This is a genomic window from Maricaulis sp. D1M11, from assembly GCF_047308265.1.
Lineage (GTDB): Bacteria > Pseudomonadota > Alphaproteobacteria > Caulobacterales > Maricaulaceae > Maricaulis.
In genome coordinates this window covers 223,197-244,378 of record NZ_JBKQWY010000008.1, presented here as the reverse complement: position 1 = coordinate 244,378, position 21,182 = coordinate 223,197, and the positions used below count along the sequence as shown (strand labels likewise).

General features: G+C 59.1%; 15 protein-coding genes. 11 read left to right on the top strand and 4 right to left on the bottom strand.

Annotated elements, in window-relative coordinates; all coding sequences use genetic code 11:
- Positions 1 to 76: 76 nt before the first annotated feature.
- From RMQ97_RS13655 to RMQ97_RS13645, 3 genes are all read right to left on the bottom strand, one after another.
- Entirely contained in the window at positions 77 to 466 is a 390-nt protein-coding gene (locus RMQ97_RS13655; protein WP_413661452.1) for an Lrp/AsnC family transcriptional regulator, read from the bottom strand.
- A gap of 83 nt (positions 467 to 549) precedes the next feature.
- Positions 550 to 1,842, bottom strand: coding sequence for an MFS transporter (locus tag RMQ97_RS13650; RefSeq protein WP_413661449.1), 1,293 nt, complete (start codon positions 1,840 to 1,842; stop codon positions 550 to 552).
- A 35-nt stretch (positions 1,843 to 1,877) separates the two neighbouring features.
- A complete protein-coding gene (locus RMQ97_RS13645) occupies positions 1,878 to 3,041 on the bottom strand; it encodes an ROK family protein (RefSeq protein ID WP_413661448.1) in 1,164 nt (387 codons plus the stop codon).
- A gap of 169 nt (positions 3,042 to 3,210) precedes the next feature.
- On the opposite strand from RMQ97_RS13645, the gene RMQ97_RS13640 reads away from it, so the two are divergent.
- Positions 3,211 to 5,877, top strand: coding sequence for a TonB-dependent receptor (locus RMQ97_RS13640; protein ID WP_413661447.1), 2,667 nt, complete (start codon positions 3,211 to 3,213; stop codon positions 5,875 to 5,877).
- A gap of 65 nt (positions 5,878 to 5,942) precedes the next feature.
- Entirely contained in the window at positions 5,943 to 6,884 is a 942-nt protein-coding gene (locus RMQ97_RS13635; RefSeq protein WP_413661446.1) for a glycerophosphodiester phosphodiesterase family protein, read from the top strand.
- A 132-nt stretch (positions 6,885 to 7,016) separates the two neighbouring features.
- On the opposite strand, the gene RMQ97_RS13630 is transcribed toward RMQ97_RS13635, so the two are convergent.
- Positions 7,017 to 7,478, bottom strand: coding sequence for an Lrp/AsnC family transcriptional regulator (locus RMQ97_RS13630; protein WP_413661445.1), 462 nt, complete (start codon positions 7,476 to 7,478; stop codon positions 7,017 to 7,019).
- Positions 7,479 to 7,609: 131 nt separating this feature from the next.
- On the opposite strand from RMQ97_RS13630, the gene RMQ97_RS13625 reads away from it, so the two are divergent.
- The 9 genes from RMQ97_RS13625 (at position 7,610) to RMQ97_RS13585 (ending at position 21,109) form a co-directional block, all read left to right on the top strand.
- A complete protein-coding gene (locus tag RMQ97_RS13625; RefSeq protein ID WP_413661444.1) occupies positions 7,610 to 8,230 on the top strand; it encodes an OsmC-related (seleno)protein in 621 nt (206 codons plus the stop codon).
- 258 nt (positions 8,231 to 8,488) lie between these two features.
- Complete coding sequence (locus tag RMQ97_RS13620) at positions 8,489 to 9,517, top strand: LacI family DNA-binding transcriptional regulator (protein WP_413661443.1); 1,029 nt, start codon at positions 8,489 to 8,491, stop codon at positions 9,515 to 9,517.
- A 144-nt stretch (positions 9,518 to 9,661) separates the two neighbouring features.
- Positions 9,662 to 12,625, top strand: a complete 2,964-nt coding sequence (locus tag RMQ97_RS13615) for a TonB-dependent receptor (RefSeq protein WP_413661442.1) — start codon at positions 9,662 to 9,664, stop codon at positions 12,623 to 12,625.
- Between the two features lie 148 nt (positions 12,626 to 12,773).
- Positions 12,774 to 13,490: a SapC family protein gene (locus RMQ97_RS13610; protein ID WP_413661441.1), complete on the top strand. Its 717-nt coding sequence runs from the start codon at positions 12,774 to 12,776 to the stop codon at positions 13,488 to 13,490.
- On the top strand, positions 13,468 to 14,514 hold the full coding sequence (locus tag RMQ97_RS13605) for a cupin-like domain-containing protein (protein ID WP_413661440.1): 1,047 nt from the start codon (positions 13,468 to 13,470) through the stop codon (positions 14,512 to 14,514). The genes RMQ97_RS13610 and RMQ97_RS13605 overlap by 23 nt, the downstream gene beginning before the upstream one ends.
- Positions 14,511 to 16,025: a tryptophan halogenase family protein gene (locus tag RMQ97_RS13600; RefSeq protein WP_413661439.1), complete on the top strand. Its 1,515-nt coding sequence runs from the start codon at positions 14,511 to 14,513 to the stop codon at positions 16,023 to 16,025. Before RMQ97_RS13605 ends, RMQ97_RS13600 begins: the two co-directional genes overlap by 4 nt.
- Positions 16,022 to 16,978, top strand: a complete 957-nt coding sequence (locus RMQ97_RS13595) for a family 16 glycosylhydrolase (RefSeq protein WP_413661438.1) — start codon at positions 16,022 to 16,024, stop codon at positions 16,976 to 16,978. Before RMQ97_RS13600 ends, RMQ97_RS13595 begins: the two co-directional genes overlap by 4 nt.
- Positions 16,938 to 19,529: a glycoside hydrolase family 3 N-terminal domain-containing protein gene (locus RMQ97_RS13590; RefSeq protein WP_413661437.1), complete on the top strand. Its 2,592-nt coding sequence runs from the start codon at positions 16,938 to 16,940 to the stop codon at positions 19,527 to 19,529. The genes RMQ97_RS13595 and RMQ97_RS13590 overlap by 41 nt, the downstream gene beginning before the upstream one ends.
- A gap of 2 nt (positions 19,530 to 19,531) precedes the next feature.
- Complete coding sequence (locus RMQ97_RS13585; protein ID WP_413661436.1) at positions 19,532 to 21,109, top strand: MFS transporter; 1,578 nt, start codon at positions 19,532 to 19,534, stop codon at positions 21,107 to 21,109.
- Positions 21,110 to 21,182: the final 73 nt, after the last annotated feature.

Below are 21,182 nucleotides of genomic sequence, written 5' to 3'. Positions count from 1 at the left end.
CAAGTTAGACCCCGTCAGGCTCGCCTGGCGGGGTTTTGTCTGACTTAGACCCTGTCTGTCTCAAACCTTGACCCCCTCAGATCGACGGCACCACGCGCTGGCATTTCACCGTGTCCAGCACGAAGACGGTCTGGAAATCGCGCACGCTCTCATAGATGGCCAGGCGTTTGAGAACAAACTGCGCCAGGGCCTGATTGTCCGGGGCGATGACCTTGAGCAGGTGGTCATATGTTCCGGCCACGGAATAACATTCCAGCACCCAGTCTTCGCGTTCGACAGCTTGTTTGAAGACATCACTGGCGGCTTCCACGCGCTGGTCTAGGCTGACCTGGATAAAGGCCGTGACGTGAAAACCGGCGGCGACCGGGTCGATCTCGGCGCGATAGCCGGTGAGGATGCCCGCCGCTTCCAGACTGCGCACACGCCTCAGACAGGTTGTTTCGGAAAGATCGGCACGGCGCGCCAGCTCGGATCCGCCACGAAAGGCGAGATGAGGAGCAAGGAAATCGGTTCGCGGAGCGGATGTCCACCTCTGCTCCGCCTCGTCCTTTATTGCTCGTCACAACTACGGGGCAGGTCTGAACGTCGTCGTATCAGCAATGCTGACGCTCCCACAGAGGAGAGAATGGGGGCAGCGACCATCGCCAGGACCAGGACGGATTGGCCGTCACCTGTCAGGGTGTCGCCCGGGCGATAGCCAGCCAGAGAAAGCGCGCCTCCGAGTAACAGGCCACTCAAGCTCAAGCCGATCTTGGAGGCGAAGGTGAGCAAGCCGAAGGCAAGAACATCGTTGAGCGCGCGGGCATAAAGTACATCCGCCAGCCTCGTCCAGCACAGCATGCCCAGTCCGTTACAACCGGACGAGAGGAGGAAGATGGCGGGAAATGCAATGATTTGGGTTGCAGCAGCCAGGCCAAACATCAATGCGCCCAGAATTGTCGTGGCGAGCTGGTATGCCAGCAGCGTCGAGCGGTGGGTGCGGTGGCCAATCACAGTCCAAACGGGTTGGGAGATCAGAGCAGCGAGGCCGATGACGAGTATCATTGTGCCCGCATGTGCCGGCGTCCCCATTACCAAGGACGCATAGAAGGGGATAATCTTTCCAAAAAGAGGCCACCCGATTGCGAGAAGAAAGCCCGCGCCTGTGACCTGCAGAAGATTTCGATCTGTCAGTGTCAGCATGCGCAAGCTGACCGTCGGCCTGTTTACGGGATCCGGCGCATCACTTAGGCGGTCTGATCGCCAATGGAGCACAAGTGCGCTCGTGATGGCGATGCTGGAGAACGCCGCGGCCGCAAGGGTAAAGCCTCCCGCGATACCGGTTGTGTGTGCTTGCGAAAGGATGATGGCGGATGAGAGAGAAATGGTGAGGGTCGCGACAGCACTTAACGCCCCTCTTATGGCAGCTAAAGATAGACGATGCTTCCCATCCTGCGCCAGGCGTCCGAGCAAAGCGTTCTGAGGAACGTCATAGAGCGTGTAGCTGGTGCGAAAAAGCAGACCGCAGGCCAAGGCGTAATAGAATAAATCTGTTGACCCCAACGGGGGCTGATAGAAAATTGCGATGAATGTGACGGCGCTGAGCAGTGCGCCGACGAGTTGCAGCCGGGTGAGGTTCCTGGTCCGGATACGCCCGCGGAAAACCAGCAGGCCGACGATCGGGTCGGTAAGAGCATCCCAGAGCAGGAAGATTGCCAGGAGGGATCCAATGGTCTGTGCCGGCAGACCATAAACCTCTCCCAGATAGAAACCGAACAGGAATTCGGTCGAATACCAGAAGAGGCTCTTTCCATAATGGGCTGCACCATAGGTGGCGTTGATCTCAATTCGCCTTGATTGCATGCCCATTGGCCTCCGTCGGTTGCCTGGCCATTCGGCTAGCAATAGGTGAAGAATTTGTGTGACAAGGGAAGCAGGGCTGCGCCGGTCGAGGTCGCATCGCCGTGGCATTGCTTGTAGACGATTTGCGCTCTCGGGCGTTGGACCGCACGTCGGTTGATGTCGAAAAAGCCAATCTCGGGGATCAAGCGTTGGGCCAGGTCGCGGGGAATCATTCCGCCAAGGACAATCAATTCCGTGTCCAGAATGGCGGCCGTTGCTGAGGCCATAAGAGACAAGGAGGGCGAGACTGTCTGGATCCACCGCCCGATGGCTGGCCATTCCTCATCATAGTTTTGTACCATTTCGTTTACGTTGGCGAAGTGAAGGCCGTCTTCCACGAGCATGTTTCGTAGCAGTTCCAAGTTTGGGAAGGCATAATCATCGATGGGCAGAATGCCGACGAATTCACCGGCATTTCCATGCTTGCCCGTTACGAGCTTGCCATCCATTGCGAAACCGCCGCCGACGCCCGTGGCGATGTAGAAATAGGCGAAGTCGGAACAGTTTCGGCCGACGCCGTTCATAATTTCCGCCAAAGTGGCCGCCTTGCCGTCATTTTCCGCCCAGACCGGCAGATTCAAAGCTTGGGCGAATACCGCCTCTAGATCTATCAGCGCGAAGTCTTCCAGTGAGGGCGGCGGGTTGAATTGTGCGTTTTGTTTGACCCTGAAGCCGGTGGTCGCCAGACCTACGCCAAAGATCTTTGCTGAATCAACGGAAGCGGTCTTTGTCAATTCAGATAAAAGGCTTCGAGCGCAATCAAGCACGGCAACCCGTGACATTTGGTCGGGTTGTACGCTGGAACTGGCCCTCGCATTTCCGGCAAAGTCTACAATCGTTCCGGACAAACTGTCGGCGCGAAGCGACAGGCCGATAGAATAGGCGAAGTCAGGGTCAAGGCCGACTTCACCGCTGGGTTGACCTCGGCGCCCATTGGAGCGACGGGCGCCGCGCTTCAGCATGCCACGGGACTCGAGTGCTGTTGTCATGCGCGAAATGGATTGCTGGGATAGTGGTAGTTCCGCAGTCAATTCGGCCTGTGTGAGCGTCCCGCACTGGAAAATCAAGCCCAGCATCAATCGTTCACTCTCACTGATAAGATCGCGACTTTTTTCCGGCAAAAACCGTGGATTTATCAGTGCTTCTCGAAAGGCTGTCATGCGGTCCAGATCTCCCCTGTGTTCATCTCCTACGCACTTACCGCGAAGAAAATAACTCGCCAAGAGTAAAAATTGATTCAATCGTCATAAAACCTACGCATGGTGAGTGTTAATGGGCATCGCACATTGATCGACCATGTGCGATGTTGGTTTTAATAGGGGTTCACCAATGACCAAGTTTAACCTGAAAGCGGTTTTGCTAGGGACAGCAGCGTTTTCTACCTTGGCGACGGCTACTGCTGGCGCCCAGACTTCTTCGCCTGCAGAAGACGGGGCCACGGTAATAACGGATGTGATCACGGTGCGGGGTACGCGTCTTCAATTGCGCGATGCCATCGCGCAGAAGCGCGAGCTCGATTCGATCACGGACGTTGTTGCCGAGGACGATATCGGAAACCTGCCCGACTTTAATGCGGGCGAGGCGCTCAGCCGCATTCCAGGCGTGACACTCACGTCCGATCAGGCCGAAGGCCGTTTTGTAACCATTCGTGGTCTCGATCCAGACTATAACTCAACCACCGTTGATGGTGTCGACGTGGCATCGACGTCAATCGATACCCGTCAAATCGAGATGGACGTTCTTCCTGCATCGCTGGCGAGTTCTATCCAAGTCGTCAAGACGTTAACGGCGGATATGGATGCCAACTCGGTTGGCGGTGCAATCAATTTTGTGTCGCGTAGCCCGTTTGATTACGACGATGGATTTTTCGCGGTGACTGGCTCTGCAGGCTTTTATGAGCATAGTGACGGCTATAACGGTTCCGCCCCCTCGGGCAATGCGGACCTCGTCTATTCAACCCTTTTCGGTGATGCGGATCAGTGGGGGCTTGTCGTATCCGCGAACTATTATCGTCGTGCTTCGTATCTAGGCCGTATTGAGCAGGGTGACGAAATACTCTTCCATCCGGGTTCGGGCACTGAATACAGTTCCCGTAGCGACCGGGTGGATGCTTACGATAGCGAATTCTTCATTCCCGAAGAGTGGAAGGCATTGAACTACCACAATGACCGCCAGCGCTATGGTGGCAGTTTCCGCTTGGAATGGCGTCCTGAAGACGGGTCGCGCACCTGGCTTCGCGGTTACTATAATATCGCCTCCGACGCCGAAGCGCGGATGGAAACCAAGATGTGGAATCGTGAGCGCAATGCTCGGATTACCTATGATGCTCCAACGACTGGTACGTTGAACAACACAGAATGGTCGACCCAACTCGGACGGTTTGATTTTGAGCGTGTGACATGGGGGCTGAACCTTCGCGGCGAGTACGAATTGGGCGAGAACTTCACTTTCCGCCCGTCGATCAATCTCTCCGAGGCGACGTACGAACAGCCGCAGACTTGGGATCGCTTTATCCAGAAATCGGCTGACTTTTCTTTCGACACAAGCTCCAGGATCGCCAGCTGGAACCCGACAACGGCTGACGCATTCGACGCCGGCCTGTTCGATTACCAAAAGCGTGAGTTGAACGACGACCGCATGGAAGAACAGCGGATCAATATCTTCGCTGATCTGGGCTGGAATGATCAGGACGACGACGCCGGCTGGGGCTTCCGTACGGGGTTCCAGTATCGTGAGAAAGATAAGAATTACGACTATGAGCGTACAGAGTATCGGTTCGGTGACGACCTGACCTTGGCCGATATCAACTGGTCCAATGGCTGCCCGGAAACAATGCCAGCGTGCACAAACGATATGTTCATTACTATGGACAGTGCATCAATCGACGAGTTGGTCGCTGCTTACCTGGACTCCTCCGATACTGATCTTCGCGAAAACGAGGACGATGATGCCTTGCGCGATTACGATGCGACGGAACAAGTCAGTGCACTTTACGGAATGGCACTGTGGCAAGGCGAGCGTTTGAGCGGCAATTTCGGATTGCGTTATGAGGCGACGGATTATAGGTCGTCCGGCTTCAGTGATAATGATGTCGCTGGCGACTACGTGCCGACAAGTAACGAGAATAGCTACAACCACCTGCTAGGGTCGGCCAATATCCGCTATGATTACTCGGATGATCTGGTCCTTCGTGCTGCGTTCAGCCAGTCGATCTCACGTCCGCGGATGTCATGGCAGGCGGCTCGGGGCGAATCCTTCGATTTTAACGGTTCAGAGCTCTCCATCACCCGGGGTAATCCGGAGCTGCGCCCGCGCGAGGCTGATAACTTCGATCTCGGTTTGGAATACTATTTCAACGAAGGGTCGAGCCTGTTCTCTGCGGCGGTCTTCTACAAAAATATCGACAATCAAATCTACCGTACGACCGAGGATCTGGAATTGCTCTATGATCAAGATGGTGATGGTACGGAAGAGCCAACGCCGGCTCGCGTCCGCCAATATGTCAATGGGGAGGCGGCGAGCCTTTGGGGCGCGGAATTCGGACTGACCCACGAGCTCGACGAATTGATCCCGGGTCTTGGGTTCAACGTCAATGCAACCATTATCAATCCCGACTGGACCGTTCAGCTGGAAGACGGCAATTCGCGTGCTCCAGAGACCTTCTACCTCCAGGCTGACTTCACTGCGAATGCGGTCGTATACTATCAGCGTGGCGGCTTTGAAGGCCGATTGGCTGTCAACCACACCGGTCTGAAGCTGAATAATCTCTATACGAGCAATATCAGAGATACCTATCGCGATCAGTACGATGACGACCGTACCCAGATCGATGCCCAGCTGCGCTACGACGTCAACGAGCAGTTCAGCGTCTACTTGAATGCCTGGAACCTGACAGACCAACGCTCATACGAGATGTTTGGCGTGGATCAGGAATTCACGCGTTGGGAGTCAGACGCCGGTCGTGCCTTCTTCGTGGGTGGGTCTTTCCGTTACTAGGAGAGCCCGATTTGCAAAATACCGTGCGGCGGGGCATGCCCCGCCGCCAATGCTAGGATTAAACAATGAAAACAATTGCAATCCTGAGTCTGACAGGTTCTATCGCCGCAATGGCCATTGCGGGTGTAACGCATGCCGAGGGCAACGCAGCTGCCGATAGAATTGTCTGCCGTGCTGACCTTGTCGCTCAATCCATGACTGATCACGAAACACGACGGGTCTTGGTCGCCGCGCACCGGGGAGCCCATCTGACTGTGCCAGAAAACTCCCTGGCGTCGATTGACCGGGCTGTGGAGTTGGGTGTTGACATTGTGGAACTTGATGTTCGCCTGACAGCTGATGGTGTCCCGGTTCTCATGCATGACAGCACACTGGACCGGACAACCACCGGCCAAGGGCGTCTCGATGAATGGATGTTTGACGATCTTCAGAGATTGCGGTTGTTGATGCCCGATGGCCAGGTGTCAGACATGACTATTCCGACACTGGACCAAGCCCTGGGTCGCGCAGCCGACCGTGTCATCGTCGATATTGATCTCAAGGTCAGTGAGCTTGCTCCTGTCCTGGCGAGTGTTGAGAGGCATTCCCACCTCGATCAAGTGCTCTTTTATCACGGTGATTTAGAGGTGTTGGCGCAGTTGAGGCAGTTACAGCCTGGGGTGCAGATCATGCCGCTCGCGCGCACGCTTGCGGCGGCGCAGGACTATTCCGACCGGTTCGAGATTGAAGTTATTCATCTGCGCGACAGCTACGCCAATGCGGATCTTGCGCGCGCATTGGACCAGAGAAATTCCAGCAATTGGTTGAACGCACTTGGACGGGTCGACGAGTTTTTGGCGCAAGGCAGTCAAACTGCATTGGATCGATTGTTGGCTGCCGAGGTAGATATCATCCAGACCGACCAGCCCGAACGCACGCTGGCTATCCTCGATGCAAAAGGGTTGCGTCCCGATTTTCTCGGGCTGGATGGCCAAAGCCCGTGCCTGATTGTTCGCGCCGCACACTAGCGCGCTAAGGCAAGACGTTTCAGTCGGCTATTCGCTGGAGCACCCAACACCACCCCGTCAGGCTCGCCTGGCGGGGTTTTGTCTTTCCCAGACCTATCCGTCTCGAGCCGTGAACCCCTCAGCTCGTCTGTTTCAGATCGACGGCACCACGCGCTGGCATTTCACCGTGTCCAACACGAAGACGGTCTGGAAATCGCGCACGCTCTCATAGGTGGCCAGGCGTTTGAGGACAAACTGCGCCAGGGCCTGATTGTCCGGGGCGATGACCTTGAGCAGGTGGTCATAGGTTCCGGCCACGGAATAACATTCCAGCACCCAGTCTTCGCGTTCGACGGCCTGTTTGAAGACATCACTGGCGGCTTCCACGCGCTGGTCGAGGCTGACCTGAATAAAGGCCGTGACGTGAAACCCGGCGGCGACCGGATCGATCTCGGCGCGATAGCCAGTGAGGATGCCCGCCGCTTCCAGACTGCGCACACGCCTCAGACAGGTTGTTTCGGAAAGATTGGCGCGGCGTGCCAGCTCGACCATGGACAGCCGCCCCTCGGTCTGGAGCAGATTCAGCAAGCGGCGGTCCTGGGCATCCAGCGTCATGGCGCATATCTCCTGAAATGAGGCCAATGGTGGTGATATACACCGATTCTGGGGTGATATGAGCCGAAAACGGCGGGAAGCACCATCAGCGTCATGGTAATCCGGTAGGGGTCAGCCAGAGGGAGACGGCCATGTCGGATCAGGAGAGTTTCCAGGTGGGAGAGCGGGGCACAGACGTGCCGGACATCACCCAGTTTGAACAAAGCCCGTTTAAAAAGGGGCGCCCGCCCGAACCGCTGCATTTTGAGGTGAATGTGGTGGCCGAAGCGCATGACCGTCAGAAAAAGAGCGGTGTGGTGCAGGTGAACATCCCCGGCTTCAGCCCGGCCAAGCTCTATTGTGACGAGCAAAAACCGGTGGGCGATGATACGGCGCCGCCGCCGCTGGCCTTCTTCTCGGCCGGGATCGCGTTTTGTCTGCTGACCCATCTCACGGACATCCTCACGGCCCGCAAGATCGAGATCACATCGATGAAGATCGAGCAGCGCATGCGTTTTATGACCAATCTGTCGACCATGCGCGATCTGGGCCATACGACCGAAGGGGCGTGTGAGGGGATTGAGAGCCATGTGATCATTGACAGCCCCGAACCGCCAGAGCGCGTTCAGGCCCTGCTGGCCGAGGCGGAGGGCGCGTGTATGGCGCACCATGCCTTGCGAAACCCGCTGCCGTGGATGACCCGTCTCGTGCATAATGGAACAGAGCTGGACACGCGCGAGGGCGTGGGGCCAGAGGCGCGTCTTGAGCCCTGAGCACGTTCGGGGCGATCCGGTCCGTCATCAAAAGTGATCGCCCCAATTGTCCTGCGGAAACGCCTTGTCCCACGGGCGAAACGGGATGTTTTCGCTAACATTCTATATAATTCTTCACACAAGCACGTATTGCATCCGAACCGGAAATTGTCCTAGATGGGACAAGGTGGTTCGACTGTCGCCCGGCCGGATCTTGTCATTCGGGCCATGAAAACCGGGACAGACAGTCGGACAAGACACTCGGGTAAGGAGATCAGTATGGGACGCATTAATGATATCGCGGCGCGGGCCGGTGTGTCCCGCAAGACCGTGTCCCGGATGATTCATGGACATCCCAATATCTCTGACCGGATGCGAAAGCGTATCGAAACCGCAATGGCGGAGCTGGGTTATGCCCAATCCGCCGATAGTCCGGACGTTATTCCCACCCATGGCAATCCGGGTATCGGGGTGTTGTTTGGCGATCCGGATGCGGGCTATCAGGTCAGCCTGTACCAGGCCCTGTTGAATGCCTGTCAGGAACGGTCGCGCTACCTGGTTGTCGAAGCCTTTGACGAGACAAGTGCGGAATGGGCGCGCCAGGTGGAGGGGTTTCTCGATCGCTCCGGTGTCACCCGTTTGATCCTTGTGCCGCCATTGTGTGATTCCTATGAAATTCAGGCCCTTGTGAAGGCCCGCGGAATTCGCTCGGCCTTGATTTCCCCGTCCCGTCCGGTCTCGGGCATGCAGTCTTTGGCGATGGATGATCGCCACGCAGCGATGGAGATGACCCAACATTTGCTGGACCTGGGACATCGCCGGATTGGTTTTGTCGCCGGGCGATCGGGTCACGTCGCGACCCTGTTGCGCCGCCAGGGTTTCGAAGAGGCCTATGCCATGCGTGGGCTGGCCCTGCCGGATGAAAGCCTGACCGTCACAGCGGATTTCTCGTTCAAGACGGCGATGCAGCAGGCACGAAAACTACTCGATCGACGTGACCGCCCAACCGCCATCTTTGCCTCCAATGATGAAATGGCGGCGGCTGTGATCCTGTTGGCCAAGAGTTTGGGGCTGTCTGTCCCGGGTGATGTCTCGGTGGCCGGCTTTGATGATTCCCAGATCTCACAGACGGTCTGGCCCGAACTGACGACGATTGCGCAGCCCTATGATGTCATGGCCCGGGTCGCGCTGGACCAGGTTTTGTCCACTGAAGGGGACAGTGAGGCGTCGGGCATCACGGTGATTCCCCATAACTTGATTGTTCGTGACTCGACAAAACCGGTTTTACACGCAGATGCGGCAGAATAGTCACACAAACGGGACATGCACGGGACAATAAGGCGTCCCTTTATCGGGCTGCGGGACAAAATGAATTGACGGTAGGGGACATATAATGTCTTCCTAGTGGGACACGACTTGCGGCAGACAGGTCGGTTCCAGAGGGGAGAGACAATGAAGTCCTATCGAACACCAGATTTCTTGAAGCTGGGCGCGTCCGTCCTGGCGCTGTCCTGCGCGACAGGGGCAGGGGCGCTGGCCCAGGACGGTGATGAAGAGGCCAATGGCGATGTCATCATCGTGCGCGGCATCCGCCAGAGTCTTCAGGCATCCATGAATATCAAACGCGAGGCCCAGGGTGTGGTCGACGCGATTTCCGCTGAAGACATCGGGAAATTCCCGGACACCAACTTGGCTGAATCGCTGCAGCGGATCACTGGTGTGTCCATCGAGCGCAATAATGGCGAAGGGGCGACAGTCACCGTTCGCGGTTTTGGTCCCGAGTTCAACCTGGTGACGTTGAACGGTCGCCAGATGCCCACCTCGTCTCTGGGCGATGGCGCCAGCCCGCCGTCGTCACGGTCGTTTGACTTCGGTAATCTGGCCTCGGAAGGCATTTCCGGTGTCCAAGTCTACAAGACCACCAATGTGACCCTGCCCACCGGCGGTATCGGTTCGGTGCTCAATATCTCCACGACACGCCCGCTGGAGGCGCCGGGCCTGCATTTCACAGCCGGTTTTAAGGGGGTCTATGACACAACCCAGCTGGAAGACGAGACGGTCACGCCAGAAGTCTCCATGCTATACAGCGACACGTTTGCGGATGACCGCTTTGGTGTCGCCCTGTCCGGCTCTTACCAGGAACGGCAATCGTCGATCGCCCAGGCCAATATCGGCTGGCGTGACGGGTATCTGGGTTCAGAGAATAACTGGGGTTCGCTAGCTCAGCCGGGAACACCCGGGGCGGCGAATATCACCAATCGTCCCGGCCCCAATGATGTCTATGCTGTACCGCAGAACGGATCCTATGATCTCTCCGACATTACACGCGAACGGATCAATGGGCAGCTGACCCTGCAATTCCGCCCGATCGAAAGCCTGACAGGCACGCTGGACTACACCTATTCCCAGAGCGTGTCGGAAGTGCGGACCAATTCAGTCGGCATCTGGTTCAACCATGGCAATACATCCAGCGCCTGGACGGATGGTCCGGTTGCGGGTCCGATCTTCTATGAGGAAGATTTCGGGGCGGGGCCGAGCGATCTGTCTTACTCCGGCGCGCTGACAGAGAATCTGTCAGAAAATGAAAGCCTGGGCTTCAACCTCGAATGGGCCGCCCGGGACAATCTGACCTTCACGCTGGATTATCATGACTCCAGCGCGGAAAGCCGCCCGAACAATAATCTGGGCACCAGCATCTCGCTGGGCACGGCTGTCTTCGGCCTGCAGACCCAGGGTATTGATTTCTCCAATGATCTGCCGGTCCTGTATTATACAGAACCTGCGGGTGTGGATGTCGAGGACCCGGCCCAGCGTTTCGCGACCGGTAACGCGTTCCGCAATGCCTTCCAGAGCTCGGAAATCCAGCAGACCCGGTTCATGGCCAGCTATCAGCCGGATATCGGTTTTGTCGACAGCCTCGATTTTGGTGTCGAACGTCTGGAAAACCAGGTCCGGTCCGCATTCGGCTTCATCCAGCAGGATTTGTGGGGCGGCAATGGAACCGCCGCGGATATCCCGGATGATATCTTCTATGAGCGGGACTTGCCGTCGGCCTTCTCCGATCTGTCGGGCAGCGATGATCCGCGCATGATCCAGTCGCTGCTGGCCTTTGATATTCCGCGCATGGTTCAGATCATCGAGGGTATCTCCGCTCCCTGCGGTGGCACCGGCAATTGTCTGGCTCCGTACACGACGGATCGCCGGATCGAGGAAACCACGACGGCGGCCTATTTCCAGGCTGATTTCGGGTTCGACCTGTTTGACCGCCCGGCCAATCTGGTCGCCGGTGTGCGTTATGAGGAAACCGAGATCGACTCTGCGGCTCTGGTGCCGATTCCGATCGGGACCCAATGGGTGGCCGACAATGAATACGGTCTCATCTTCGACGGTTCCCAGGACTTCACCTCCCTGCAGGGCGAGTATGATTACTGGCTGCCTGCTGTCGATTTCGATATCGAGGTGCGCGAGGATGTCGTCTTGCGGGCGTCCTACAGCCAGTCCATCACCCGTCCGGCCTATAATCTGATGCAGGGTGGCCAGACCGTGGATCAGCTGTTCCGTATCGGTGGCGGTACGGGTAGCCAGGGCGATCCGGGCCTGCTGCCGTTCGAGTCGGAGAACTGGGATTTCTCGGCCGAGTGGTATTACGGCGAGGACAGCTATTTCTCGATCGGCTATTTCCACAAGAACGTCGAGAACTTCATCAGTTCCGACCTTGTGGATGTCGCGGCCTTCAGCCTGCCTCACCCGGGGCTGGGTGCACGGGTTGATGCGGCTGTCGCCGCACTGGGCGCAGGGGCGACCACGTCTGATATCCGTCAGTGGATCTTCGACAATGCGGACCCCAGCACCTTTAACGCGACGGGGACCAATAGCCTGGGCTTCACCACTGGTCAGATCTTCGGTGTGGACGGTCAGGATCCGTTTGTGAACTTCCGTGTGAATGTGCCGGTCAACAGCGAAGAGACGGCCGAGCTCAAGGGCTGGGAAATCGCGTTGCAGCACACCTTCGGGGAGAGCGGCTTCGGCATGATCGCCAACTACACGATCGTTGATGGCGACGTGGAGTTCGACAATACCCAGCCGTGGACCGTGACCCAGTTCACCCTGACCGGGCTGAGCGACAGTGCCAATCTGATCGGTTTCTACGACAAGGACGGATTGCAGGCCCGAATTGCCTATAACTGGCGCGATGAATATCTCGCCGGCAATGGCCCCAACCCGTTCTATCGTGAGGCCTATGGCCAGATCGATGCGAATGCCAGCTATGAATTCCGCGACGGTCTGACCGTCTTCGTTGAGGGTATCAATCTCACCAACGAGAATTTCCGCGGACATCGCCGGCATCCGAACACGGCCTTCTTCGCCTTCGATGGCGGAGCCCGGTACATGTTCGGGGCACGTTACACCTACTAGTCCCCGAAGCCCCTGGGCTTCAAGGTGCGGCGGGGGTCCTGATCCACCCCCGCCAACCCGCTCCGCAAAGGCTGGCGGGGCGACCGGTTTCGCGTGATACTTCCCGCTTGCCGGCAAGAATAATCAGCCAACAATACGGGGAAGAGACATGTCACAACACACCGCCTTATCTAGCCAGGATCATCGGGAATTGCGGGTCGCCACGTCACGGCGCGCGGAACTGGGCGATGGTGAAATGGTGTGTGTGACCTTTCCGGACGAGTTCCGTGATGTGCAGGCGCATTATCCTATCGTTTTCCAGAAGGATCCCAGCTCTGGCCGTTTCAATGCGCTGGCCCTGATGGGGTTTGAACAGGGTGAGAACCTGTTTCTGACTGACCGTGGCTGGGATGCAGCTTATATCCCGTTGGGCATGGATATCCGTCCGTTTCTGATTGGCCGTGGTGCCAGTGCCGAGAGCGGGCCAAGCGTCCACATCGACATGGCGAGCCCGCGTGTGGGAGACGCCAATGGCGTGCGATTGTTCGGCGAAAACGGACAGCCGACTGACTTTCTGGACGTTGTCACCCACAAGCTGGGACGCGTACATGCGGGCTTTCCCAAGACCGACGCCTTCATGCAGTCCCTGACCGATTTTGAACTGCTGGAAGCCTTTTCGATGGATATCCAGCTCAACGATGGCAGCCAGCACAAGCTGGCCGGCTTCCATACGATCCACGAGGAGCGACTGGCCGCACTGCCGGCGCCGGATGTGGCCTTGTTGCACGAGCGCGGACATTTGATGCCGATCTTCATGGTGATCGCCTCGCTGGCCCATTTCAAGGATCTGATTGCCCGGCGCAATGCCCGTCTGGGTCATGTTTGAAGGACGGTTCGAGATGGAGACGCCCCTCGCGCCTGTCCGCACCGCGCCGCCAGGCCCCATTGATCATCTACGTGCCGAGATGGACGCTGCCACGCCTTTCATTGTGCGCGGTCTGGCGTCTCACTGGCCCCTCGTGCAGGCGAGTCGAACATCCTCCTCGGCGGCCCGCCAGGTCTTGCTGGACCATCACGTCGAACGCTCTTTTGTCGTGACAGAGGGCCCTCGCGAGGCGGGCGGCTGGATCACCTATAATGACGATATGTCGATGAATATCCGTACGGAACGTCGACGTCTGGGCGATATCCTCAACACCCTTGCCGATTGCGAGCATGAGGATCATCAGCCGATCGTCTATATGGGCTCTATCGACCTGGAGACGCATTTTACCGGCCTGGCGGACACGCATGTGATCGACGGGCTGACGGCCCCGGACATGCTCAGAAGCATCTGGATCGGCACACGGACGCGGGTCTCGGCGCATAATGATTTTCCTGACAACATGGCCGTGGTGGCCGCGGGGCGCCGGCGTTTCACGCTGTTTCCGCCCGACCAGTTCGCCAATCTCTACCTCGGTCCGGTCGACAATACGCCGGCGGGTCGTCCGGTGAGCTTGGTCGATTTCCACAATCCCGATCCCGAGCGCTTCCCGAACTATACCCGTGCGCTCGACGCGGCCCAGACCGCCGAGCTGGAACCGGGGGATGCGATCTTCATTCCCAGCCAGTGGTGGCACCAGGTCGAGGCGCTGGACGGCTTCAATATTCTGGTCAATTTCTGGTGGCGCGATACGCCGCGCTATCTCGGCCAGCCCCAGGAGGCGTTGCATCTGGCGATGATGTCGATCCGGGACCTGTCGGCCGCCGACCGGGCGCATTGGAGGGAGATGTTCGACCACTACGTGTTCAATGCGGGCGATGATGTCACGGCTCATATTCCTCCCGGGGGGGAGGGGGTTCTGGGTCCGATGACAGCGGACATGGCACGTCGTGTCCGCGCCCATCTGTTGCGGGTGCTGAGCCAATGACCGGGACCCCATTTCAAAACCACACGCCGACACGTGTCGTGATTGCCGGAGGTGGGACGGCGGGCTGGATGGCCGCTGCGGCCCTGTCCCGCACCATGGGGCCTGTCATTGATCTTGTGCTGGTCGAGTCGGAACAGATTGGCACGGTGGGCGTGGGAGAGGCGACGATCCCGCCACTGCGCACCTTCAATCGGCTGATCAATGTCGATGAGGCCGAATTCATGCGCGCCACCATGGCGACCTTCAAGCTGGGCATTAATTTTGAAGGCTGGCGGACGGGGGAGGATGCGTATTTCCACTCCTTCGGCGAAACGGGTCGGGACCACTGGACCAGCGGGTTCCAGCACTTCTGGATGCGCGGCCGTGAGGACGGCGTGGCGTCGGACTATGGCGATTACTGCCTCGAACTGACGGCGGCGATGGAAAACAGGTTCGCGCACCTGCCCAAGGACGCGCTGAATTATGCCTATCACCTGGATTCGGGACGTTACGCTGCCTTTCTGCGCAAGCTTTCCGAAGAGGCCGGGTGTCGTCGGATCGAGGGGCGTATTGGCGAGGTCGAGCAGGACGGCGAGAGCGGCGATATTGCCGCGCTTGTGCTGGAAGACGGGCAGCGGATCGAGGGCGATCTCTTCCTTGATTGCACCGGGTTTCGGGCATTGTTGATCGGTCAGACCCTGCACACCGGTTATGATGACTGGACGCATCTCCTGCCGTGCGATCGAGCCATTGCGGTGCAGACCCGGTCTCATCGCGAGCCCGTGCCTTATACCCGATCCATCGCGCACGGGGCCGGCTGGCAATGGCGCATCCCGCTGCAGCATCGCATGGGCAATGGCATCGTTTATTGCTCACAGCATCTCAGCGACGAGGATGCGCGCGCGCTCCTGTTGTCGAGCGTGGAGGGCGAGGTGTTGACCGAACCCAATCATCTGCGCTTCCGCACGGGCATGCGCCGGGCCCAGTGGGTCAAGAATTGTGTGGCGGTGGGGCTGTCGGGCGGTTTTATGGAGCCCTTGGAATCGACCAGTATTCACCTCATCCAGCGCGCCATATTGCGTCTGATGCGCACCTTCCCGGCCGGCGAGATCCGCGAAGCGGATCGCCATGTGTTCAACCAGCAATCGATCTGGGATTTCGAACACATTCGCGATTTCCTCGTTCTCCACTACACGGTGACCGAGCGCGAGGACACGGCGTTCTGGCGCCATTGTGCCCGCATGGACCTGCCTGACACTCTGGTGCACCGGATCGAACTCTTCCGCGAAAGCGGCCGTATTTTCCGCAATGCCGAGGAGTTGTTCGCCGAAAACTCCTGGATACAGGTGATGCTCGGACAGGGTCTGGTGCCCCGGAGCTGGCATCCCATTGTCTCAAAGATGCGTCCTGACGAGTTGCGAGGTTTCCTGGAACAGATCGAGGGGGCGGTCACCAAGACCGTGGCGGGCCTGCCCGGCCATGCAGATTATGTGCGCCAGTATTGCGGTGCCGAGGAGGCGCTGGTCTCGTGAGCGTGTACCCGTTCCTCCTTGCGACCGCATCGCTGGCCGTGGCGGACACCAAACCCGTACCAGTCCCGGATAACTGGACCCTGGTTTGGTCGGACGAATTCAGCGGCGACACGATCGACCCGGCGCGCTGGGGCCATGATATTGACTGCTGGGGCGGCGGGAATGACGAGCGCCAGTGTTACACGGATGACCCCGCGAATGCCTTTATCCAGAACGGGCAGCTGGTGATCCGCGCGATCAGGGAACGGGTCTCCGGTCCGGCCCTGCCGATCACCCAGCGTCGCAACGCACTGGATCATCGTCGCCGGACGACACGGGATTATTCCTCCGCCCGGCTGAGCACGCGCGGCTTGGCAGCCTGGACCTATGGCCGGATCGAGGTGCGGGCCCGGGTGCCGGGCGGGCAGGGCAGCTGGCCGGCGATCTGGATGCTTCCCGAGGACGAGGCCTATGGCGGCTGGGCGGCATCGGGCGAGATCGACATCATGGAAGCAGTCAATCTGGGTGTGCCGTGTGAGGTGTGTCTCAGTGGCCGCGAGGATAAAATCCATGGCACCCTGCATTACGGCGATGCCTGGCCAGACAATGCCCACAGCGGTACGTCTGTCGCGGTACCGGACGCCTTTTTGAATTTCCATACCTATGCCATCACCTGGAGCGAGACCGGGATGACCTGGTTTGTGGATGGTGAGGCCTATGCCCGGCAAACGCCGGAGGACTGGTATACGGCCACTGAGGGCGGCTCACAGGCGGCGCCCTTCGATCAGCCGTTTTACTTGATTTTGAACCTCGCCATCGGCGGGGCCTGGCCCGAGCGTGAAAACCTGGGCGGCGTGTCGGATTGGGGTTTTCCCCGCGAGATGCGTGTGGATTGGGTGCGGGTTTATGCCTGCGAGACGGAAATACTGGCGGATGGACGCTGTGAAGGAACAGACAATGACACGGACGAGTAAAAGCGCGCTTCTCTTTTCAGCCCTTGTGACGGCCGGCTTGTTGGCGGCATGCCAACCGGAGGCGTCAGATACAGTTGCCCCGGCAGGTGCGGCAGAGGCTGTAGACGCCGCGCCGGCTGTGCCACCGGCCATCAATCCTGACGTCTGGCCGGCTGGTGAAACCCCATTTGAGGAAGATGCGGCCATCGAGGCCCGGGTCCAGGACCTGCTGTCGCGGATGAGTGTTGAAGAAAAGGTCGGGCAGGTGATCCAGGCGGACATCAATTCGATCACGCCGGAAGAAGTCGGCACCTATAATCTCGGCTCTGTCCTCAATGGCGGTAATTCAGCCCCGGGCGCCAATAATTATGCGGCCGCTCCGGAATGGCTCGCCCTGGCAGACGACATCTGGGCCGCCTCAACCAATACGGCAGACGGCGGACTGGGCGTTCCGGCCTTGTGGGGCACGGATGCAGTGCATGGCCACAATAACATCGTGGGCGCGACGATCTTCCCGCACAATATTGGTCTGGGAGCGGCCCGTAATCCCGACCTCATCCGCCAGATCGGTGAGGCAACGGCGCGGGAAGTGCGTGTGACCGGGCAGGACTGGACCTTTGCGCCGACCCTGGCTGTGGTCCGGGATGATCGCTGGGGCCGGACGTATGAGAGTTACTCGGAAAACCCCGATATTGTCGCGGCCTATGCGAGCGAAATGATCGAGGGCCTGCAGGGCGCGATCGGGGATGAGGATTTCCTCGTCGGTGAACATGTCCTGGCAACCGCCAAGCATTTCATCGGAGACGGGGGGACGCATCGCGGCATCGACCAGGGGGATAATCGCGAAAGCGAGCATGATCTGGCGTATATCCACGGCGCAGGATATCCCCCCGCCATCGAAGCGGGCGCCTTGTCCGTGATGGCCAGTTTCAACTCCTGGCATGGCGAGAAACTGCACGGTCATAGCGGGCTGCTGGACGATGTGCTCGTGGACCGCATGGGGTTTCACGGTTTTGTCGTTGGCGACTGGAATGGCCACGGCCAGATTGAGGGTTGTACACCGACCGATTGTGCCGCGGCTCTCAATGCCGGTGTCGACATGTTCATGGCGTCGGATAGCTGGCGGGGCCTGCATGCCAGCCTGTTGCGCGATGTCGAAAACGGCACGGTCAGTCATGAACGCCTGGACGAGGCGGTCGGCCGTATCCTGCGGGTAAAGCTGCGCATGGGCCTGCTCGATGATGTGCGCCCGTCGGGACGAGAGGGATCCGGTCTCTACGAGCACCTGGGATCGGACGCCCACCGGGCCATTGCCCGCCAGGCCGTTCGCGAAAGCCTGGTGCTTTTGAAAAACGACAATCAGCTTCTCCCCCTGGCGGGATCCTCCGATCTGCTGGTCGTGGGTGTGCATGCCGACAATATCGGCGTGGCATCGGGCGGCTGGACCATTAACTGGCAGGGCGAGGGCAATGAGAATTCCGACTTCCCCAATGGTCAGTCGATCCTGGGCGGTATTGTCGAGGCCGTTGCGGAATTCGGCGGCACGGTCGAACACGCCATGACAGCCGAATATACGGCCCGGCCTGATGCCGCCATTGTGGTGTTTGGTGAAGAACCCTATGCGGAATTCCAGGGTGATCGTGCTCATCTTGATTTTGACGATGAAAGCGGACTTCAGGCCCTCCAGGCCCTGCAGGCCGATGGCATCCCCACGGTGGCTGTCTTCCTCTCCGGGCGTCCGATGTGGATGAATCCGGAGATCAATGCGTCGGATGCGTTTGTGGCCGCCTGGCTGCCGGGGTCTGAGGGCGGAGGTGTCGCCGATGTCCTGATCGGGGATGATCAAGGCGAAATGCGTCATGATTTCAAAGGTGTTCTGCCCTTCTCCTGGCCGGCCACGCCGCATCAGACACCGCTGAATGTGGGAGATGAGGGTTATGACCCGCTCTTCGCCTATGATTACGGGCTCTCCTATGCCCAGCCCGGCGAGACACTGGGTGAGCTGGACGAAAGCGCGGCTGTGACGGCTGATGCCGGTGAGGGCCTCTCCCTGATCAATGCCGGACGTGCGGGCAGCGGGTTTGCGCTGAGCCTTGTGGACGCCGTGTCAGACCGTGTCGACGTGTCTGGTCCCTCCAGTGCCGTGGCCTCGGGCGCGCTTGTGGCCCAGGCTGAAGACCGCTTCGCCCAGGAAGATACACGTCGCTTTAGCTGGACGGACGAGGCCTCGCTCGAAGTCACGCCGCTGGCCGGCCCGCTGGACTGGAGTGGTGACACGCTGGCGATCCAGTTCACCTATGACGTCTCCGCGGCGCCCGCCGGACAGGTGACGGCCACGGTTGGATGTGGTGATGGTTGCGCGGGAGCGGTGGATATCACCCAGGGTTTGACGATCGCCGAGGGCAAGGGCTGGCGCGAAGCGGTCTTGCCGTTGAGCTGTTTTGCCGAGGCGGGCGCCGACCTCGCAACCGTGTCCCTGGCGCTGAGCCTGACCAGTGATGACGCATTGACCATGGGCCTTGCCGATATCCGCCTGGTTGACGCCACTGACGGTATGAGCTGCGAGTTCTGAGCATGAAACCGGGCGGATCGGAAGCGGAATACCGGTCCGCCTTTCATCTGGCGATTGTCGTCTCCCTGGGCGGTTTTGTCTTTGGCTATGATGCGGTCGTTATCTCAGGCGTAGCCCAGTCGGTGGTGCGCCAGTTCGGACTCACAGACTGGCAGATGGGCTGGATCGTCGCGGCGCCGACGCTGACGGCCATGTTTGCCAGCCTTGCGGCCGGTCATTTCAGTGACCGTTTTGGACGTCGCACGATGCTGCGCGTGGTGTCCGGGCTGTATATCCTCTCCTCCATTCTTTCCGCACTGGCCCCCAATTTTATCGGACTTCTCCTGGCGCGCGGTGTGGGCGGACTGGCTTTTTCCTCCCTGGTGATCGCGCCGGTCTATCTGGCCGAAATCTCGCCATCCCAGATTCGCGGCCGCGTGGTCTCGATGAACCAGCTGGCCATCGTGCTCGGACTGTCCGCGGCCTATTTCTCCAATCTCTTGATCCAGACCCTCAGCCAGTCCGGTTTCGACTGGGTGGTGATGGTCGGCATGGACCGGGAATCCTGGCGCTGGATGCTGGGCGCCGAACTCTTGCCCGCAATCCTGTGGTTTGTGGCACTGATGACGATGACACCCGAAAGCCCGCGCTGGCTTATTCTTCACGGGCGGATTGATGAGGCGAAACAGGTGCTGGCCCGCCTGTTCAAACCCGGTCATGCCGCAGCCGTGCTTGATCGTGTCCTCACGCTGGGGGGAGAGACAAAACAGGTGTTCTCGCTGTCCGCCCTTTTGACGCCCCGGGTCAAGGCCGCGTTGGGCTTTGGCCTGATTGTGGGCATTGCCCAGCAGATCACGGGGGTGAACGCGATCTATTTCTACGCGCCGACCGTGTTCCAGCAAACCGGGATCGGATCGGATGCGGCGTTGTTGCAGGCGGTGATTGTCGGGCTGACCAATGTCGTCTTCACCATTACCGCCATGTTGCTGGTGGACCGGGTCGGGCGCAAACCCTTGCTACTGTTCGGGCTAGGGGGCGTGGCGATCAGTCTTGTCACGGTCGCGCTGGCGTTCTCCCATGCCGTCTATGCGCTCACGCCGCAAGCTGTGGCCTCGGCCAGTGAAGCGGTGCAGGCCCTGGATCTGGCGGTCTTTTATGGCCAGGAGTTTTCCTCTGATGTGGCCCTCAAGACGGCCCTGATCGAGCATCTCGGTGCCGACGCGTTCCGGATGAACCAGGCCGAATTGCTGAGCCTGTCCATTCACATGAATGCCGGGATCATCCTGGCCGGGATATTGTTGTTCGTGGCCAGTTTTGCCGTGTCCCTGGGGCCGGTGACCTGGGTGTTTCTCTCCGAAATTTTCCCCAATTCGGTGCGCGGAACCGCCATCGCGCTGGTGGCGTTTGTCAATTCCCTGGTGAGCTTCACCGTGCAGCTGGTTTTCCCCGCCGAACTTGCGGCGCTCGGGGCGATGTTAACCTTCCTGATCTATGGCCTGGCGGCGGCGTTTTTCTTTGTGCTGGTCGCTCTCTTTCTGCCTGAAACGCGCGGTCGCACGCTCGAGGCAACAGAGGCTGGCGACACCCCCGCCCGGGTGTGAACCCGCCCACAAGGCACTGGCCTGCGCCCGGATCACCGCCTAGTTTGGACGTGCTCAGGGAGACAGATAATGC

Bases quoted from the DNA above. Each gene is read 5' to 3' on its own strand.
- RMQ97_RS13645 (WP_413661448.1), bottom strand. From the start codon at position 3,041: ATGACAGCCTTTCGAGAAGCACTGATAAATCCACGGTTTTTGCCGGAA.
- RMQ97_RS13620 (WP_413661443.1), top strand. From the start codon at position 8,489: ATGGGACGCATTAATGATATCGCGGCGCGGGCCGGTGTGTCCCGCAAG.
- RMQ97_RS13600 (WP_413661439.1), top strand. From the start codon at position 14,511: ATGACCGGGACCCCATTTCAAAACCACACGCCGACACGTGTCGTGATT.
- RMQ97_RS13640 (WP_413661447.1), top strand. From the start codon at position 3,211: ATGACCAAGTTTAACCTGAAAGCGGTTTTGCTAGGGACAGCAGCGTTT.
- RMQ97_RS13605 (WP_413661440.1), top strand. From the start codon at position 13,468: ATGCCCGTCTGGGTCATGTTTGAAGGACGGTTCGAGATGGAGACGCCC.
- RMQ97_RS13590 (WP_413661437.1), top strand. From the start codon at position 16,938: ATGGACGCTGTGAAGGAACAGACAATGACACGGACGAGTAAAAGCGCG.
- RMQ97_RS13615 (WP_413661442.1), top strand. From the start codon at position 9,662: ATGAAGTCCTATCGAACACCAGATTTCTTGAAGCTGGGCGCGTCCGTC.
- RMQ97_RS13625 (WP_413661444.1), top strand. From the start codon at position 7,610: ATGTCGGATCAGGAGAGTTTCCAGGTGGGAGAGCGGGGCACAGACGTG.
- RMQ97_RS13610 (WP_413661441.1), top strand. From the start codon at position 12,774: ATGTCACAACACACCGCCTTATCTAGCCAGGATCATCGGGAATTGCGG.
- RMQ97_RS13650 (WP_413661449.1), bottom strand. From the start codon at position 1,842: ATGCAATCAAGGCGAATTGAGATCAACGCCACCTATGGTGCAGCCCAT.
- RMQ97_RS13635 (WP_413661446.1), top strand. From the start codon at position 5,943: ATGAAAACAATTGCAATCCTGAGTCTGACAGGTTCTATCGCCGCAATG.
- RMQ97_RS13630 (WP_413661445.1), bottom strand. From the start codon at position 7,478: ATGACGCTGGATGCCCAGGACCGCCGCTTGCTGAATCTGCTCCAGACC.
- RMQ97_RS13585 (WP_413661436.1), top strand. From the start codon at position 19,532: ATGAAACCGGGCGGATCGGAAGCGGAATACCGGTCCGCCTTTCATCTG.